Annotated in this window: 10 protein-coding genes; all 10 read left to right on the forward strand. The window is 42.3% G+C overall.

Annotated elements, in window-relative coordinates; all coding sequences use genetic code 11:
* Positions 1–20: 20 nt before the first annotated feature.
* A complete protein-coding gene (locus tag P2W73_RS05605) occupies positions 21–2,756 on the forward strand; it encodes a family 78 glycoside hydrolase catalytic domain (RefSeq protein WP_276501016.1) in 2,736 nt (911 codons plus the stop codon).
* 3 nt (positions 2,757–2,759) lie between these two features.
* Entirely contained in the window at positions 2,760–3,773 is a 1,014-nt protein-coding gene (locus P2W73_RS05610) for a zinc-binding alcohol dehydrogenase family protein (RefSeq protein WP_276501017.1), read from the forward strand.
* A 33-nt stretch (positions 3,774–3,806) separates the two neighbouring features.
* The gene (locus tag P2W73_RS05615) at positions 3,807–4,793 is read left to right on the forward strand and encodes an aldo/keto reductase (protein ID WP_276501018.1); all 987 of its coding nucleotides are present in this window, start codon (positions 3,807–3,809) and stop codon (positions 4,791–4,793) included.
* Positions 4,794–5,240: 447 nt separating this feature from the next.
* Positions 5,241–6,044, forward strand: a complete 804-nt coding sequence (locus P2W73_RS05620) for a DUF3826 domain-containing protein (protein ID WP_276501019.1) — start codon at positions 5,241–5,243, stop codon at positions 6,042–6,044.
* A 40-nt stretch (positions 6,045–6,084) separates the two neighbouring features.
* Positions 6,085–9,291 carry a SusC/RagA family TonB-linked outer membrane protein gene (locus P2W73_RS05625; protein ID WP_276501020.1) on the forward strand — a complete coding sequence of 1,069 codons (3,207 nt, stop codon included), beginning with the start codon at positions 6,085–6,087 and terminating at the stop codon, positions 9,289–9,291.
* A 33-nt stretch (positions 9,292–9,324) separates the two neighbouring features.
* Complete coding sequence (locus tag P2W73_RS05630; RefSeq protein WP_276501021.1) at positions 9,325–11,349, forward strand: RagB/SusD family nutrient uptake outer membrane protein; 2,025 nt, start codon at positions 9,325–9,327, stop codon at positions 11,347–11,349.
* A gap of 44 nt (positions 11,350–11,393) precedes the next feature.
* Entirely contained in the window at positions 11,394–13,040 is a 1,647-nt protein-coding gene (locus P2W73_RS05635; protein ID WP_276501022.1) for a pectate lyase family protein, read from the forward strand.
* Positions 13,041–13,087: 47 nt separating this feature from the next.
* Entirely contained in the window at positions 13,088–16,105 is a 3,018-nt protein-coding gene (locus P2W73_RS05640; RefSeq protein WP_276501023.1) for a DUF6298 domain-containing protein, read from the forward strand.
* Complete coding sequence (locus P2W73_RS05645) at positions 16,102–17,475, forward strand: glycoside hydrolase family 140 protein (protein WP_276501024.1); 1,374 nt, start codon at positions 16,102–16,104, stop codon at positions 17,473–17,475. The genes P2W73_RS05640 and P2W73_RS05645 overlap by 4 nt, the downstream gene beginning before the upstream one ends.
* 5 nt (positions 17,476–17,480) lie before the next feature.
* The gene (locus tag P2W73_RS05650) at positions 17,481–18,407 is read left to right on the forward strand and encodes a glycoside hydrolase family 43 protein (protein WP_276501025.1); all 927 of its coding nucleotides are present in this window, start codon (positions 17,481–17,483) and stop codon (positions 18,405–18,407) included.
* Positions 18,408–18,420 lie beyond the last annotated feature (13 nt).

Raw genomic sequence — 18,420 nt, forward strand, 5'->3', positions numbered from 1 at the left:
GACAACCTTAATACACAGCAATGCAACGATTTCTTTACAGTGTAATAGTTTTATTGGTTACGTTGAAGGGATTTTCCCAACAACTTACTGTGACCAATCTTCGTTGCGAATACAGAAAGGATCCATCCGGTGTCGATAATTTGAATCCGCACTTTAGCTGGGAATTGCAAAGTAATGAACGGAATGTTTTACAAACCGGGTACCAGGTGCTGGTGGCTGATGATTCATTACTATTGATAAAAAATATTGGCAATGTATGGGATTCGAAAAAAATAATTAGTAGGAGTTCTATACAGGTTGAATACAAAGGCAAAGCATTGCAGCCGGCAAAAAAATATTTTTGGAAAGTGATGGTTTGGGATAATAAAAAGCAAGTGTCGGGCTGGAGCAATATGGCGACCTGGCAAATGGGGCTACTCAAAAAGTCTGATTGGAATAATGCCAAATGGATAGCTTACGAAGAAATCAATGACTCGGCCATTATTGTTCCACTTGTACATGGCAATGGTAAGAAAGTATGGGGTGCAAGAAGAAATGCGTTGCCTATATTTAGAAAGGAATTTTCAATTTATAAAAAAATAAAGTCAGCCACAGCATTTGTTTGCGGTCTTGGGCATTTTGAAATGTATATAAACGGCAAGAAGATCGGCGATCATTTTCTTGATCCTGGCTGGACCAACTATTCGAAACATGCGCAGTATGTAAGTTTTGATATAACCGGCGAAATGCAGCAGGGAAGCAATGCCATTGTTATAATGCTTGGTAATGGATTTTATTATATACCTGGTCAGCGTTATCGGAAAATGACAGGCGCCTATGGATTGCCCAAAATGATTATACGCACAATCATTGAATATACGGACGGTAGCAGCAGCGATATCGTTAGTGATGAAAATTGGAAAGCCTCATCATCACCCATTATTTTTTCAAGCATATTTGGTGGGGAAGATTACGATGCTTCGCTGGAGCAGGCTGGCTGGAACGGGACGGGCTTTGATGATAGTCATTGGAAAAAAGTCGTTGTTACTACCGGGCCATTAACATTGGATGGTGCATCGGCAGAGCCGCTAAAAATAATGCAGCGATTTACTCCTGTCAGTAAAACACAATTGGACGCTAATACATGGATGTATGACCTGGCACAAAATTTTTCGGGCATTCCCTCCATTACCGTGAAAGGAAATAAAAGTGATACAGTAAAGATCACACCCTCAGAACTGATCAATAAGGATGGCACAGCGAATCAGAAAGCAACTGGTTCTCCCAGTTATTATACATATATATTGAAAGGTGAGGGTGACGAAAGCTGGCAACCGCGGTTCAGCTATTATGGATTTCGCTATTTACAGGTGCAGGTAATTGCAACCGATACTACCAAATCATTGCCGGTTGTAAAAAATATAGAAGGCTTGCATATTCGCAATGCAGCCGGCACAGTTGGGGCGTTCAATTGTTCCAACGAGTTGTTCAACAAAACAAACACACTGATCAACTGGGCGATAAAAAGTAATATGATGAGTGTGTTTACAGATTGCCCTCATCGTGAAAAATTGGGTTGGCTGGAGCAAACACATTTGATGGGGGCTTCAGTTCAATACAACTATGATATTGCCGGTATGTGCAGAAAAGTGATCAGGGACATGATGAATGCACAGTATCCTGATGGCAAAATACCTGAGATAGCACCTGAGTTTACGAAGTTTACGCCGCCGTTTGATGAATCCCCAGAATGGGGAAGTGCCGCTATCATTTTGCCATGGTATAATTATCAATGGTATGGCGACAAGCAAACCCTGGCAGAAGCCTACGGGATGATGAAAGGATATTTAATGTATTTAAAGAGTAAGACAAAGAATAATATTCTATCGCACGGCCTTGGCGACTGGTTTGATATTGGGCCTAATAAATCGGGTTTTGCGCAGATGACAAAAATGGGCATCACTTCCACCGCCACATTTTATTATGATCTCACCATCATGACTAAAGTGGCCAAACTGCTCAATAAGCCAGCCGATGCAAAAGTGTATCAGCAACTGGCATCGCAGGTAAAGCGTTCCTTCAATGCAAATTTTTTTGATCAGCAAAAAATGCAATATGACTCGGCCAGTCAAACTGCCAATGCTATGGCGTTATATATGAACCTGGTGGAGCCGAAGCACAGGCAGGCTGTAGTCAATGCATTAATAAACGATATTCGCAACCGCAACAATGCGTTGACAGCAGGAGATATTGGTTATCGGTATGTATTAAGGGCTTTGGAAGAAGCGGGTCGAAGTGATGTAATATTTGATATGAACAGCCGTGATGATGTGCCCGGGTATGGTTTCCAATTAAAACATGGCGCCACGGCGCTAACGGAGAGCTGGCAGGCTTATGAATCAGTTTCCAATAATCATTTTATGCTGGGGCATTTGATGGAATGGTTTTATGCAGGGCTAGCCGGGATAAAGCAAACAAAAAATTCAGTGGCCTATAAAGAAATACTCATCAGGCCGGAACCGGTAGGAAACGTGACGAATGCCAAAGCAAGTTATCATTCTCCCTACGGTTCCATAAGGGTTAGGTGGGAAAGAAAAGAAAACGAATTTGATCTGCACGCCGAGATACCTGTCAACACTACTGCTATCATTCACCTTCCTGCCAGTAAAACATCCATTGTAAGCAGGGATGGGAAAAAAATAAGGAATAGCTATGAGAATGGAAGAGCAATTGTGAAATGTGGTTCAGGAAAATATAATTTTACAGTTAATGATTAAGAAATGAAAGTATTAATATGTGAACAACCTGGCTCGTTTAAGTACGCAATAAATGAACAGCCTGCATTAAAAAAAGGAAACGCTATTCTCCGGATAAAAAGGATTGGTATTTGCGGCACAGACCTTCATGCATTCGAAGGAACACAACCCTATTTTGCATATCCCCGTATCCTCGGGCACGAATTGGCTGCAGAGGTTGTGGAGATAGAAGATAATAGCCAATACAAGGTGGGAGACAGTGTGACCTTCATCCCTTACTTCAATTGTGGCGAATGTATTGCCTGTCGAAATGGGTTGACCAACTGCTGTGTCAACATGAAAGTTTTTGGTGTACACATCGATGGTGGCATGTCCGAATATATTTCGGTACCAGTTCAATCTCTGATCGACGGAAATGATTTGAGTTTTGATGAATTGGCATTGGTGGAGCCGTTGGCGATTGGCGCACATAGCATCCGCAGGGCAGGAGTGAGGCCGGGTGAATATGTGCTGGTGATTGGTGCAGGGCCCATTGGATTGGGTGTGATGGAATTTGCAAGAATAGCTGGTGCAAAAGTGATTGCGATGGATGTAAATGAAAAACGTCTTGCTTTCTGCAACGAAAAATTAAAAGTAGCGCATACAATAAATCCGCTTACGGCCGATAGCTTAAAAGAATTACAACTCATTACAAATAATGATATGCCAACGGTGGTGATCGACGCCACGGGCAATTTAAAAGCGATCAATTCAGCTTTTCAATACATAGCCCATGGAGCAAGATATGTGCTCGTAGGGTTACAGAAAGAAGAAATCAGTTTTAGCCACCCGGAATTTCACAAACGGGAAGCTACGCTGATGAGCAGCCGGAATGCAACAAGAGAAGATTTTGACCATGTACTTAATTGCATGAGGCAAAAATGGGTTGACCCCGCCACTTATATTACTCACCGTGTGCATTTCGATGAAGTAAAAGCCCATTTTGAAAGCTGGCTTGTTCCGTCCAACGGAGTGATAAAGGCGATGGTAGAATTATAATTTTTTTCCCTCAAAAATTGAAATGCAATAAATATGGAATACAGAACATTGGGCAAAACAGGCTTTTCCGTTTCTGCCATTAGCCTCGGCACCTGGCAGGTAGGCGGTAAATGGGGTAGTGAGTTTGATAGTAAGAATGCGGATGAAATTCTGAATGCAGCCGTTGACAATGGCGTCAATTTCATTGACACAGCAGATGTATATAGTGATGGAGAAAGTGAAAAAGCAGTTGGCAAATTTCTCAGAACAAGAAAAGAAAAAATATATGTGGCAACCAAATGTGGCCGACAGATACATCCACATATCAATGAAGGTTATCAGCCAAACATTTTGAAAAAATATGTGGAAGATAGTTTGCGGAGGCTTCAGGTAGAAACAATCGATTTGATACAACTGCACTGTCCGCCAACTCGGGTGTATTATCGCCCCGAGATATTTGACCTGTTTAACACATTGAAAAAGGAAGGTAAAATTCAACATCTCGGCGTAAGCGTAGAAAAGGTAGAAGAAGCTCTCAAGGCTATTGAGTTTGATAACGTCACTACCGTGCAGATTATCTTTAATATGTTTCGCCAGCGGCCGGCAGCATTATTTTTCCAGGAAGCTAAAAAGAAAAATGTAGGCATCATTGTGAGGGTTCCGTTGGCAAGTGGGTTGCTGAGTGGCAAGTTTACTGCGCAAACAGAATTTCAAACTGGTGATCACCGGCACTTCAATCGCCAGGGCGAAGCATTTGATAAGGGTGAAACTTTTTCCGGTATTGACTATAACAAAGGCCTGGAAGCGGTGGAGGAGTTAAAGAAAATATTTTCTGCCAATGCCAACCTGGCCGCTATTGCTTTGAAATGGATCATGCAGTTCGAAGAAGTAAGTACGATAATTCCGGGTGCATCAAAACCCGCACAAGTGTTAAGCAACCTCAATGCGCTGCAGGAAAAAGCTTTAACAAATGAACAAATGCAGCAGGTGCAGGCTGTTTATGAAAAATATATAAAGCCATCGGTCCATCATTGGTGGTAATCAATCCTGCTCTTATAAAAATCTATGTGTAAGAAAATAGTTGTAGTCGTTGTAGTTTTTCTTTTTTGTCAAACAGTTTTTTCACAAGCCAGGTCAGAATTTATTTTAACAGGGACTGGCTGATACTATAGGACTAAAAATAAAAAGAAAAGCCTGGAAAGCTATGGCGCTCGCCATTGTTCAATCAACGGCAAAAAAGGGAAATATTACATTAAAGGCTTCGAGCCCCGGATTAAAAGGCGATTTTTTATCTTTGAAAGCTGATAATTGAAAGGAAAACTATGCAATCGTTCCCGGAAATGGCTGAATTGACGAATAGTAAAATCTTCCATCTTTATAGCGAAACCTTACATTGTTACCGGTAATACGCACATGTACCTTTAACCAGATGAATGATAAATTTCCCCTGCCGTTCATTCATCGCATCTAACGATAAAAACGCATTTGATGAAAAGGTTTATGCTTGCCAGTAGTAACCCCGTAAAAAGAAATTTGCAGTTCGGCTTATTTGCAATAGTGCCCGGCTTTGATCAACGGACGAATTCTCATTTATATAAAAAAATATTTTCAATTAAAGCAATGCTGTTTGTTCTGGCGATTGCTTGCCTTCAATTTTCAGTTGTTGCGCAAGATAGCAACGATCAACAGGCTACCTATAAAAAGGTAGTAACTGAAAGGGCTGCTAAAATTGTGAACACGCTGTCATTGACAGACTCCCGCAAGCATGATAAAGTATTGTCATTGGTTGCTAATCAATACCTGGAATTAAACGCTATCCATGATAACAATAAGGCAGCAATAGATGTTATTAAAAAAAATACAGCTTCTAAAGAGAGCGCAGAGATTTTGATAAAAAAGCAAAAAGCTGAAAAATCGGAGAAACTCGTCAAACTTCATTCGGCTTTCATTGCCAGGCTTAAAGACAATCTTTCTGACGAACAGGTTGAGAAAATAAAAGATGGGATGACTTACAGCATATTACCCATTACCTGGAAAGCCTACCAGGATATGTTGCCCAATCTCACAGCAGAACAAAAGGAAAAAATGTATGGCTGGCTGGTAGAGGCAAGAGAGCTGGCCATGGATGAAGGTTCATCGGAAAAAAAACATGGTGTTTTTGGAAAATATAAAGGCCGCATTAACAATTACCTTTCTGCGGCTGGTTACGATATGAAGAAAGAAGGTATAGAATGGCAGAAAAGGATCAAAGAACGGGAAGCTGCACAAAAAGAAGCCGGCAATCAAAAATAAAAATCAACTAACTGTTTCACTTTAAAATTAACACAGCCATATGAACGTAAAACGACTTGCTGCGAAGTTGGGTGTGCTGCTCCTCCTCTTATGCACACAACTACTCTCCTCTGCACAGGAGAAAAAAATTTCTGGAAAGATAACCGACAAAAAAACAGGGCTGCCATTGGAAGGTGCTTCTGTCAAAGTGAAAAATACTAAGGAGAGTACACTTTCAGATGCAAATGGAACCTTTACCATTAAAGCTCCTTCATCAGAGTCTGTCATTGCGATCTCACACGTCGGTTATAGTTTTTATGAATCAAAGGCGGGTGAGGGTGACCTAAATATTCAATTGGATAATATAGCTGCCGACCTTGACGAGGTGATTGTGGTGGGTTATGGTACACAAAAGAAATCACATCTTACGGGTGCGGTAGAATCAATCAAAGCGAAAGAGATAGAAGACTTGCCTATCAGTAATCTTGGCGCTGCCTTATCCGGGAGGATACTTGGATTAGGTGTAAGTGGTGGTACAAGCCGCCCGGGCTCACAGGCCCAGTTGACGATCCGCAACCCTGTATCATTGGCAAAAGACGGAGGAAACAATAATCCGCTATTTATTATTGATGGTGTAATACAGATTACGTCCCAGGGACTGAATGATGCTACATTATTTAATAGTCTTGATCCTTCCGAAGTAGAAAGCATAAGTGTGTTGAAAGATGGTGCCGCTGCTATTTACGGATCAAGGGGAGCTAACGGAGCTATCGTGGTTCAAACAAAAAGAGGCAAAGCGGGTAAACCACGTATCAGCTATAGCGGTTCATATGCAATTAATGATGAAGCTTACCGGACAAAGATGATGAGTGCCGCTGACTTGGCGAAATATATCAACATTGTTAATGGACCCAACGGCGCCAATGTAACTAATGCATCTGACCGAACCCGATTTTTCAGCCAGGATGAGTTAGATCATTTCGCCGCGATCAATCACGATTGGCTCGATATGGCTTGGAAGTCTGCTTACAATACCCGTCATACAATTAATATCGGCGGAGGTGCGGAAAAAGCAACTTATTTCGCCAACGTATCATACTATACACAGGATGGTAACCTGGGTAAATTGGAATATGGGAAATGGACTTATCGGGCTGGTGCTGATGTAACGGTAGCAAATGGATTGAAAGCTGGTTTACAGGTGGGCGGAAACTATCAAAGTTCTATGGAGATGAATAGTAAGATCGGTGGAGAGAATATAGAGAATGATTACAGGAACCTGTTAAGGGCACCCCGTTATGTGCCCCCTTACATTAATGGTAAACCGGTAAGACTTCCTGGCGCCAGTGGTAGCAGCAATTTATCGGCCTATCACTTCTTCGAATTAAACAACCTGGATAACTACATGGATAAAGATGATAATCTTTCTACTGTCAATCTTTACCTGGAATATGAAGCGCCATTTTTAAAAGGGTTAAAAGCAAGAGTTTCGTATGCGAGAAATACCGGTTCCGGTCATGATGCAAGAGTTGGTTCCAGGTATATGCTTTACCGCTTTAATCAACTCGGCGATAACCAACACATTTATGAAGGAGCTACTGTGAGAGATTCTGCTTTTTATAACAATGATAACAGCGTTCGCTTCTTTAATAAAACTTCAAAATTACAACAGGCAAACTTTACGCTGAGCTATAGCAAGAGCTTCGGACAGCACAATGTTTCAGCGCTTTTTAGTGCTGAAAGATCAGAAGCAGAATCAACCCAGGAAGATGTTTCCAAAGAAAGTCCTTCCATATTTACCAATGGTCAGTTCAACACGGCTTTTGGTGCTATTGATGGAAGAACCTTTGCTTATGAAAGCGGGAATCTCGGCTATGTTGGTCGCCTGAATTATAGTTATGCGAGTAAATACCTGGCTGAATTCTTATTCCGTACCGATGCCTCCAACAAATTTGCCCCTGAAAATTATTGGGGAAAGTTTTATTCGGCAAGTGCGGGCTGGGTTATTTCTTCGGAAGACTTTTTTAAATCATCGGCTGTTGACTACCTAAAGCTGCGTTACTCTATTGGTTTGTTGGGTAAAGATGATACCAGGGCATGGCAGTGGAGACAGCGTTTTACATTTCAGAATGGAAAAGGCGGTCAATTCGGTGCGGATAACAACCCTGCCGACATCGGAATGAAAATGGAAGTTTCTCCCAATGCTGATGTTACCTGGAGTGATGAGTTAAAACAAAACATCGGTATTGATGCCCGGTTCTTTAAAAACAGGCTTTCCTCCACAGTTGAGTTGTTCTATAATAAAGGAACAAATATGTTAATAGAACGTACTGGCGTTGTTCCGATAACTGTTGGTGGTTCTATTGCTTCTCAAAACTGGGGTGCTATCGACTTTTTTGGTTATGAGTTAGGCCTTGGTTGGGAAGACAATATTGGCAAAGATTTCACCTATGGTGTGAGTACAAGATTTTCCTGGGCAGACAATAAAGTGAAGAAAGGTAATTTCAATGACATTGATGCTTTATATCCGTGGAATGATCGTCCTGATCAATCGAGTGATAATGGCAAATGGGGTTATGATTACTTAGGTATGTTTTACTCTCAGGCTGATATTGACGGCTATGTGTCTAAATATAATATTACATCTGTATTTGGTACATCTGTTGACAACCTGAGACCTGGTATGCTGTATTACCGGGATGTAAGGGGTTCAATAAAAGCCGATGGCACTTTTGCCGGTCCTGATGGCGTGATTGATGATAACGACCAGGTGAAACTTTCTAAAAAGGCATCTAATCATTATGGTTTTGGAATGACGCTCAAGGCTGGATTTAAAGGACTGAATTTTGAGTGTGTGATCGCCGGTTCTTTTGGCGGATGGAGTGAAATAGATGGACGTAACCTGCTGGAAAGAAATATTGATAACCTCTATCAGAATGGGGTTTCCTATTGGGGAAATATCTATGATCCAACATTGAACCCGTACGGCAAATATCCTAATCCCTATCACGGTGATATTAGCCTGACCCCTGTCTCCGACTTTTGGAAAGTAAATGGTCTCAGGTTGCGAATGAGGAACGCCAATTTAAATTACTCCATACCTAAATCTATAACTGACCGGTTAAAGATCAATAGTGCTCGTATTGTTTTATCCGCATTGAATCCGTTAAACTTTTATAATCCCTTTGATTATAAAGATTCGGATGGCGCATGGGACACATATCCTGTTTTAAGGACCTATTCTGTTGGTGTAAATGTCACCCTATAATTAAAACAGAGACAAACTTTAAAAAAAGAAATTATGCAAAAGAATATAATAGGTTGCTTGCTGATTTTATCAATGCTGGTAAGTTGCAAGAAAGATTTTCTGGAGGAAAAACGTGACCTCACCGGTGTAAATGAAGAGGTTTATAAAGATCCGTTGATGGCAAAAGCATTTGTAGGCTATATCTACGGACTATTTCAGCCTGCAGATAATGCTGCGGCGATGATACAATATCAAACCAACGCTAATGGAACGTATAGCGACGCCTATACTAAAACGACCGATGAATTGGCAGGACAGACTGATTTCAATCGTGAATGGCCAGCTATCGCTATCAACCAGAATCATGCGAACCAGTATTTTGGTCAAAGAATGTCCTCAAGTATTACCAACAATACCTGGACAAGGTTGCGCCAAATAAATCTTTTTCTTTCAGAAATTGATAAACATGGACTGACTGAAGATGTAACTAAGCCACTAAAAGGCCAAATGTATTTCTGGAGAGCTTACCAGTATTTTGAGTTGTTGAAATTATACGGCGGTGTACCATTGGTATTAGAGGCGCAAAATCCGATGATCAAAGATGGTGACAATAGCAACGCAGTACAAAGAAGTTCTTCTGCACAAACAGTAGAGCAGATAGAAAAAGATTTGGATTTGGCGGCTTCAATGTTACCCGGTAGATGGCCTGCTTCTGATTGGGGTCGTATTACCAGTGGCGGTGCTGCTGCATTGAAAGGACGGGTATTGCTTACCTGGGCCAGTCCTCTTTTCAACCGGAGTGATGATAGGGCTCGTTGGCAGAAAGCCTATGATGCTAATCTTACTGCTAAAACATTGTTGGAGGCTAATGGTTTCGCCCTGTACTCCAATGGAGGATTTTCAGGTGGCAAAGCATGGGAAAATATGTGGTTTCAACAAGTTGACAATCCCGAAGCTGTGATCGTTTATTGTTTCAATAATATTACTGCGGATCAAACACAACGTAACAATGGTTGGGAACAAGCGGCTCGCTCAAAACAAATTTTAGGTGGTGGTTCAGTATCACCAACCAAACAAATAGTAGATGCATTTCCCATGAAAGATGGTAAAATGCCAGGTGATCCTACTTCTACTTATACTTATGATGCTAAAAAGTTTTATAAAGACAGGGATCCCCGCTTTTATAAAACCTTTGCTTACAATGGTGCTGTATGGCCCTATGCCGGTAATAACAATTTCAGGCAGTGGACTTACTACTGGCATACCAATACCAGTACAACCACACCGAACAAAAGCACAGAAACAGCAGGTGCTAACGGAAGTGGCATTTATTTAAGAAAGGCTACTAATCCAACAGCCAATAATTCCAGTGGTGATTTTAGCTATAGTGGTACTGATTATATGGAATTACGTTTCGCTGAAGTCATTTTGAATTTGGCGGAAGCTGCCATAGGTTCTGATAAGCCGGGAGAAGGACTAGATTATATTAAGTTGATAAGAGAGAGAGCGGGGGTAGAAAATTTGGATGGAGCTTTTGGTCTCAGTGCTGTAGCTGGTAACAGGGATCAATTATTTGCCGCAGTTATCAACGAAAGAAAAGTGGAGTTTGCTTATGAGAATAAACGCTTCTGGGATTTGAAACGTTGGCTCCTGTTCAATGATGACTATGGTACCTGTTCACGTTTGGGAGTTAAGCCTCTGAATGGAACACGCCGTACCGGCTATTGGATATCCGTTAAAAAGACAGATGGAACTAAATACATCGGCAATGATGATCCGATGCTGTTGAAAAACGGCATTGCTCCTGTAATCGAACGGGAACCAGTTTCTTTCCCTACGCCCCAGGGATCGGCCAACATGGATCAGCACCTGGATTACCTTTATGACAATTATTTTGAAATTATCGAAAGGGATAATTTAGATCCAACAAATCCCACAAACTGGTCCTTTAAATGGTATAACGAATATTATTTCTTCGGCCTTCATCAAAATATATTGAGTGGCTCACCCTATTTGTTGCAAACAAAAGGATGGCCTGATCTGAATGGAGGACAGGGTGCATTCGATCCCCTGCAATAATGAAATAGTTAATAACAAAAAGAAAAGTCCGAAAAGCAAGATCAATGAAGCAAGCAAAGAAAATTTTATTAGCAGCGACAGTTTTATTCACCGTTTCACACGTGAATGCTCAGTATCCCGAAATACCTTCTGATGTGCAAAGGGCTGCGGATTCACTGTTAAAGGCAGCAAGAAAGCATTCTGACTCTGCCTGGAATATTGCTTACCCGATTATAAAAGAAGAAGCACGAAAAGGAAGACCGTTTATACCCTGGGCTACCCGTTTTGACGATCTGCCGCAAGCATCCGTTCCTGCTTTTCCCGGTGCGGAAGGAGGTGGTAAGTATAGTTTTGGCGGTCGTGGTGGAAAAGTAATTGTCGTTACCAATTTAAATGATGATGGGCCCGGAAGTTTTCGCTGGGCCTGTGAACAGGGCGGTGCAAGAATTGTGGTGTTTAACGTAGCGGGCATCATTCGCATCAAAACACCCGTGATTATCCGGGCTCCCTATATCACTATTGCAGGACAAACAGCTCCCGGTGATGGCGTATGTATCGCCGGTGAAAGTGTGTGGATCAATACACATGATGTGATCATCCGGTATATGCGTTTTCGCCGTGGCGAAACATGGGTGGGAAGACGAGATGATGCAATCGGCGGCAATCCGATTGGCAATATCATGATCGATCATGTGAGTGCCACCTGGGGACTTGATGAAAACATGAGTATGTACCGCCACATGTATAATGATAGTACGGGCGCAATTGAACAAAAGCTCGGAACAGTTAACATTACTATTCAAAACTCCATCTTTGGTGAGGCATTGGATACCTGGAATCATGCTTTTGGCAGCACACTGGGTGGTGAGAATTGTACGTTCATGCGAAACCTCTGGGCCAATAATGCGGGACGTAATCCTTCGATTGGCTGGAATGGCATTTTCAATTTTGTAAACAATGTGGTGTTTAACTGGGTTCATCGTTCTATTGATGGCGGAGATTATAGAGCCCAATACAATATCATCAACAACTACTTCAAACCCGGACCTGCTACTCCAAAAAACAATGTGGGGCATCGTATCCTTAAACCGGAAAGCGGCAGAAGTAAGTTGAAAGAAAAATATTATGGCAGGGCTTACGTGAATGGAAACATTATGGAAGGTTACCCGGAGATTACAAAAAACAACTGGAATGGCGGCGTTCAGATCGAAGAAATGGCAAATGCAGGGGAGTATACTGATGATATAAAATGGAGCAAGCCTTTACCGATGCCGGCGCTGACAATCATAGATGCTTCAAATGCTAAAACCTATGTGCTGGCAAATGCAGGAGCGACATTGCCCCGCAGGGATGCCGTGGATGCAAGAATCGTTGAGCAGGTCAGAACGGGCAAGATAAGTTACAGTCCTGATGTTGTACTGCCAACCTCGCAATTTAAGCATCGTCGTTTACCGATTGATTCTTATAAGATCGGTATTATCACAGATCCTGCCCAGGTGGGTGGTTATCCTGAGTATAAAGGAACAGCTTACAAGGACGGTGACAATGATGGTCTTCCTGATGATTGGGAGGCTAAAAACAAATTGAATCCAAAAGAGGCTGCAGATGCCGGAAAGATTGCATCGAATGGTTATAGCAATATTGAAAATTATTTGAATAGTGTGGTAAGCCTGCAAAATGTAAAACCGGCTGAATCATTAAAAGCTTTTTAAATTAACAGTAGATTTAATGCAATTTTTTGCAGATAAAATAAAGCGTTTTGACGATTATCATATCTATCAGGAATTTCTATAGCAGGCAGTTTTTTTTTCATGCAGCATTGACATGCATATTCGGTTTTATTTTTTCATTTAGCAGTTCGGCACAGAAGGAGGCAAAACCTACGCCTCCTCTTGCCTTTTTAAATGGTCACCTTTCCTATACGACCGATTCACTGGACAACCGCATTCCTGATTTTTCTTACTGTGGTTACAAAGCGTCGGAGCAGCCGATTCCAAATGTAGATGTGAAAGTAGTAGTGCCTGTAAAAGCAGGCGATGCTACGTTACGCATTCAATCGGCTCTGGATTATGTGGCTTCGTTACCGGTGGACGCCAATGGCTTTCGTGGGGCTGTGTTGCTGCAGAAAGGAACCTATGAGGTGTCCGGACAGTTACGCATTACAGCATCTGGAGTAGTGCTGCGTGGCAGTGGTGTGAACGCAACAACTATTGTTGGTGCAGGAACAGGTCGTTTGGCCCTGATCAAAATTATTGGCAGGAGCGCTATACCAGGAGATCTGGCAGGCTTAAGAATTACTGATGCCTATGTGCCGGTGAATGCCATGAACTTTCACGTGGATCGTACTATCAATTTCAAACAACAGTCAAATAAAATTATCATTCGCCGTCCTTCAACAGTCAACTGGATCAAATTATTAGGCACCGACCATTTTGGCGGCGGCATTACAGCCCTTGGCTGGAAACCCGGTGACAGGGATTTATTCTTCGATCGTACCATAACAAAAATCGAAGGCAATACTGTTTACATCGATGCGCCTATCACAACAGCATTAGATACGACTTACGGTGGCGCCTCCATTTATTTTTACAACAATGATGGTCGCATCAACAATTGCGGTGTTGAAAACATTAAACTCGTTTCTACTTACGACAAGGCAAATCCGAAAGATGAAGATCATCGCTGGAATGCCATCAACATTGAAAACGCCGAAGATTGCTGGGTAAGACAAATTACGTTTCAACATTTTGCAGGAAGTGCGGTAAGTGTACTCGAAACTTCCAAGCGTGTTACGATTGAAGATTGTATTTCGCTTGCACCTGTTTCCGAAATTGGGGGGCAACGCCGTTATACTTTTTTCACTACAGGCCAGCAAACATTGTTTCAGCGTTGTTATGCGGAAAATGGTTATCATGATTTTGCCGTGGGTTTTTGCAGTCCCGGCCCTAATGCATTTGTGCAATGCGAATCGATCTTGCCATTTAATTTCAGCGGTGCTATTGATAGCTGGGCAAGCGGCGTGTTGTTTGATGTAGTGAGTGTAGATGGCAATGCTCTGCGTTTCGGTAATCGTGGACAGGATGGCAACGGTGCAGGTTGGGCGGCAGCTAACAGTTTATTCTGGAATTGCAGTGCGGCTCGCATCGATTGTTACAAACCGCCTACGGCACAAAACTGGGCCTTCGGTAGCTGGAGCCAGTTTGGAGGTGATGGTTACTGGAACGAATCGAACAATACCATCACGCCAAAAAGTTTATTCTACGGACAGTTGCATGAGCGATTGAGTAAAAATGTAGATGAGCAGGCGCAGATCATGAATGTGCCAACAGAAGCAAGCAGTAGTCCATCGGTTGAAACAGCGATGATGCTTACAAAAGAAGCACTGAAACCAGGAATACAATTGAAAGAATGGATTGAAAAAGCTGCTGCAAGAAATAAAATTCCCGTTGATGCTGCCGGCGGCAAAACAATTGATCAGGTCGGCCTCAGGAAAATAACAAGCCCAACACTTGCACCGGCAATGCAAATCAAGAATGGAGTATTAATTAGGGGCAATGAATTAGTAACCGGCAAACGTATAAGCGTACAATGGTGGAGTGGCGGTGTACAGGGAAAAGACGTGCAACAGGCAAGGCCGCACATTACACGTTATGTTCCCGGCCGCAGCGGCAGAGGATTAACCGATGAATTGAGCGAAGTGGTGAGCGAAATGAAAGCAACCAATAACATTGCCATTGAACACAACTATGGTTTATGGTACGATCGAAGACGAGACGATCATGAGCGCATCCGCCGTATGGATGGTGAAGTATGGCCACCGTTTTATGAATTGCCTTTTGCAAGAAGCGGAAGGGAAACAGCATGGGATGGTTTGAGCAAATACGATTTGACGAAGTACAACTTGTTTTACTGGAGCCGTCTGAAGCAGTTTGCTGATCTCGCTGATCAAAATAGTTTAGTTCTCATACATCAGAATTATTTCCAGCACAACATTATTGAGGCCGGTGCACACTATGCCGATTTTCCCTGGCGCACTGCGAACAATATCAACAATACCGGATTTGTGGAGCCCGTGAATTATGCAGGTGATAAACGCATTTTTTATGCAGAACAATTTTATGATATCTCCAATTCTGGTCGCAGAGAGCTGCATAGAAAATACATCCGTCAGTGTCTAAATAATTTTAAAGACAACAACGGTGTTATTCAACTCATCGGAGAGGAATACACAGGTCCTGTTCATTTTGTAAAATTCTGGCTCGATGTGATCCGTGAATGGAAAAAGGAAACAGGCAAACATCCGATCATCGGGTTGAGTGTAACAAAGGATGTACAGGATTCTATTTTAAGCATGCCTGCATATGCTGTGGTTGTTGATTTGATTGATATCCGTTACTGGCATTACCAGGACGATGGTTCAGCGTATGCGCCAATGGGCGGGCAAAATCTTGCTCCCCGTCAGCATGCACGTTTATTGAAACCAAAGAAAACAAGTTTCGAACAGGTGTATCGTGCAGTAAAAGAATACCGCATAAAGTATCCAGCCAAAGCTGTTGTATATAGCGGCGATAATTATTCTGAGTTTGGCATGGCGGTATTGATGGCAGGTGGCAGTATGCCGGTGTTGCCTGAGAATATTGATAAAGACATTGTAAATGCTGCTGCAAGTATGAAGCCCGTTGCATCAGCTAGCGCCAACGAGTATGTATTGAGCGATGGTAAGAGCAGCATTATTTATAACACAGCAACGAAAAAGCTGGAAAGAAGATATAGATGAAAAAGGTATTAATGATAGCAGGTTTGCTGCTTGCATGTATGGCAAATGCACAGGTAAAGCAGCTGAAGATTTCTGCCAATAAACGATTCTTTCAAACAGAAGATGGAAAACCTTTCTTCTGGATAGGTGATACGGGGTGGTTATTGTTTGTGAAATGTAACCGTGAAGATGCTGTGCATTATCTCGAAACAAGAAAACAGCAGGGTTTTAATGTGGTGCAGGTAATGGTGCTGCACGATATGAACAATACAAAAAATGTATATGGCGATTCTGCTTTGATCAATGAAGATGCATCAACGCCCAAGGTAACGCCGGGAAATGATTATAAAAATGACGATGCATACGACTATTGGGATCATGTTGATTTTATCGTGGATGAGGCAGCGAAACGTGGTATCTATATAGCAATGGTGCCTGTTTGGGGCAGTAATGTAAAAGGCGGAAAAGTAAGTGTGCAACAGGGTGTAGCCTATGCAACATTTTTAGCCAACCGGTACAAAAACAAAAGCAATATCATCTGGCTCAATGGCGGCGATGTAAAAGGCACAGATGGCATGGAAGTATGGGAGATGATCGGTACTACATTGAAGAAACATGATACTAAGCATTTGGTAACCTATCATCCACGTGGACGTACTTCTTCCAGCGACTGGTTTCACAACGAAGCATGGCTCGACTTTAATATGTTTCAAAGCGGCCATAAAGATTATGCACAGGATACCATTAGTGCCGAAACCAACCATTATGGTGAAGACAACTGGAAATTCATCAATGTAGATTATGACCTGAAGCCAACTAAACCAACATTGGACGGGGAACCTTCATATGAGAATATTCCGCATGGTTTGCACGATAGTTTACAACCACGCTGGCACGATGCTGATGTTCGCCGGTATGCCTATTGGAGTGTGTTTGCAGGTGGTGCAGGGTTTACCTATGGCGAAAATGCAACCATGCAGTTCAACAGCATGGGTGATTGGACAGCGAACTATGGTGTAACAATGAACTGGAGGCAAGCAGTTCTTTCACCCGGTGCCACACAAATGATCTATTTGAAAAAACTTATGGTGAGCAAGCCGTATTTTGACCGGGTGCCGGCGCAGGATGCCGTAGTCGATAGCGGAGAACGGTACGATCGGGTAGCCGCAACAAGAGGAAACGGTTATGCTCTATTTTATGTGTACAACGGAAGAAACTTTAAAGTGGATATAGCGAAGCTGAAGTTTGCGCCGACGAAAGCAAACTGGTATAGTCCCAAGACAGGAAAAGAACAGGTTGTTGCTGGATACAAAAACAAAGCAATTGCGAGTTTTGATCCACCAGGTGAACAGCAAGACGGAAATGATTGGGTATTGATCCTTGAAAAATAATAAGTATGCGGTTGAAGGCACTCTTTATTCATTGTTCATTACTCATTTTGTTTGCTTCCTGTTCAAACAAAGCATACCTGTTTACTTCGTTTCGTGAACCGGCCGACCAGGGTTTACGGATGCTGTATAGTTATGATGGCTATCACTGGAAAGATTTGGATACGGTATTCTTGAAGCCGGCAGTTGGTAACCAGGAGGTGATGCGTGACCCGTCGATGGTACAAGGGCCGGATGGCACTTTTCATTTGGTATGGACAAGCAGCTGGCGAGGTGATTTGGGTTTTGGTTATGCTTCATCAAAAAATCTGTTGACCTGGAGCGAGCAACAGTTTATTCCTGTGATGAAGAACGAACCAACTGCCGTCAATACCTGGGCGCCGGAATTATTTTACGATGATGAAGCAAAGCAATACATCATCATTTGGGCAAGTTGTATTCCCGGCAGGTTTGAACGGGGTATGGAAGAAGACAGCAACAATCACCGCATGTACGTAACCACTACGGCTGATTTTAAAAGCTTCAGCGAGACAAAATTGTTTTTCGATCCGGAGTTCAGCATCATTGATGCGGTGATCGTAAAACGGAAGAAAGGTGATTATGTGCTGGTGCTGAAAGATAATACGAGACCTGAGCGGAATATAAAAGTAGCCTTTGGTACATCACCTCTCGGCCCATGGAAGAATATTTCTAAACCATTCTCCGATAAATTCACTGAAGGACCTTCGGTGGTAAAACTAAAAAATGAATGGTTGATTTATTTTGATTCGTACCAGAAGAAAATTTATGAAGCGGTTGCAACAAAAGACTTTGTCAATTTTGAAAATGTGACCACGAATATAAAAGTTCCGGAAGGACATAAGCATGGTACAATTGTACCGATAAAAAGAAAATATTTAAAACCACTAAGACCCAAAGTCACGAAGGCTCACTAGGTCTTAGGGCATA

Origin of the sequence: Terrimonas pollutisoli (assembly GCF_029360765.1) — a bacterium.
Classification (GTDB): Bacteria; Bacteroidota; Bacteroidia; order Chitinophagales; family Chitinophagaceae; genus Terrimonas_B; species Terrimonas_B pollutisoli.

What these genes read in the sequence shown, in the direction of transcription:
- P2W73_RS05620 (WP_276501019.1), top strand. Translation starts at nt 5,241, where the DNA reads ATGAAAAGGTTTATGCTTGCCAGTAGTAACCCCGTAAAAAGAAATTTG.
- P2W73_RS05605 (WP_276501016.1), top strand. Translation starts at nt 21, where the DNA reads ATGCAACGATTTCTTTACAGTGTAATAGTTTTATTGGTTACGTTGAAG.
- P2W73_RS05635 (WP_276501022.1), top strand. Translation starts at nt 11,394, where the DNA reads ATGAAGCAAGCAAAGAAAATTTTATTAGCAGCGACAGTTTTATTCACC.
- P2W73_RS05650 (WP_276501025.1), top strand. Translation starts at nt 17,481, where the DNA reads ATGCGGTTGAAGGCACTCTTTATTCATTGTTCATTACTCATTTTGTTT.
- P2W73_RS05610 (WP_276501017.1), top strand. Translation starts at nt 2,760, where the DNA reads ATGAAAGTATTAATATGTGAACAACCTGGCTCGTTTAAGTACGCAATA.
- P2W73_RS05615 (WP_276501018.1), top strand. Translation starts at nt 3,807, where the DNA reads ATGGAATACAGAACATTGGGCAAAACAGGCTTTTCCGTTTCTGCCATT.
- P2W73_RS05645 (WP_276501024.1), top strand. Translation starts at nt 16,102, where the DNA reads ATGAAAAAGGTATTAATGATAGCAGGTTTGCTGCTTGCATGTATGGCA.
- P2W73_RS05625 (WP_276501020.1), top strand. Translation starts at nt 6,085, where the DNA reads ATGAACGTAAAACGACTTGCTGCGAAGTTGGGTGTGCTGCTCCTCCTC.
- P2W73_RS05630 (WP_276501021.1), top strand. Translation starts at nt 9,325, where the DNA reads ATGCAAAAGAATATAATAGGTTGCTTGCTGATTTTATCAATGCTGGTA.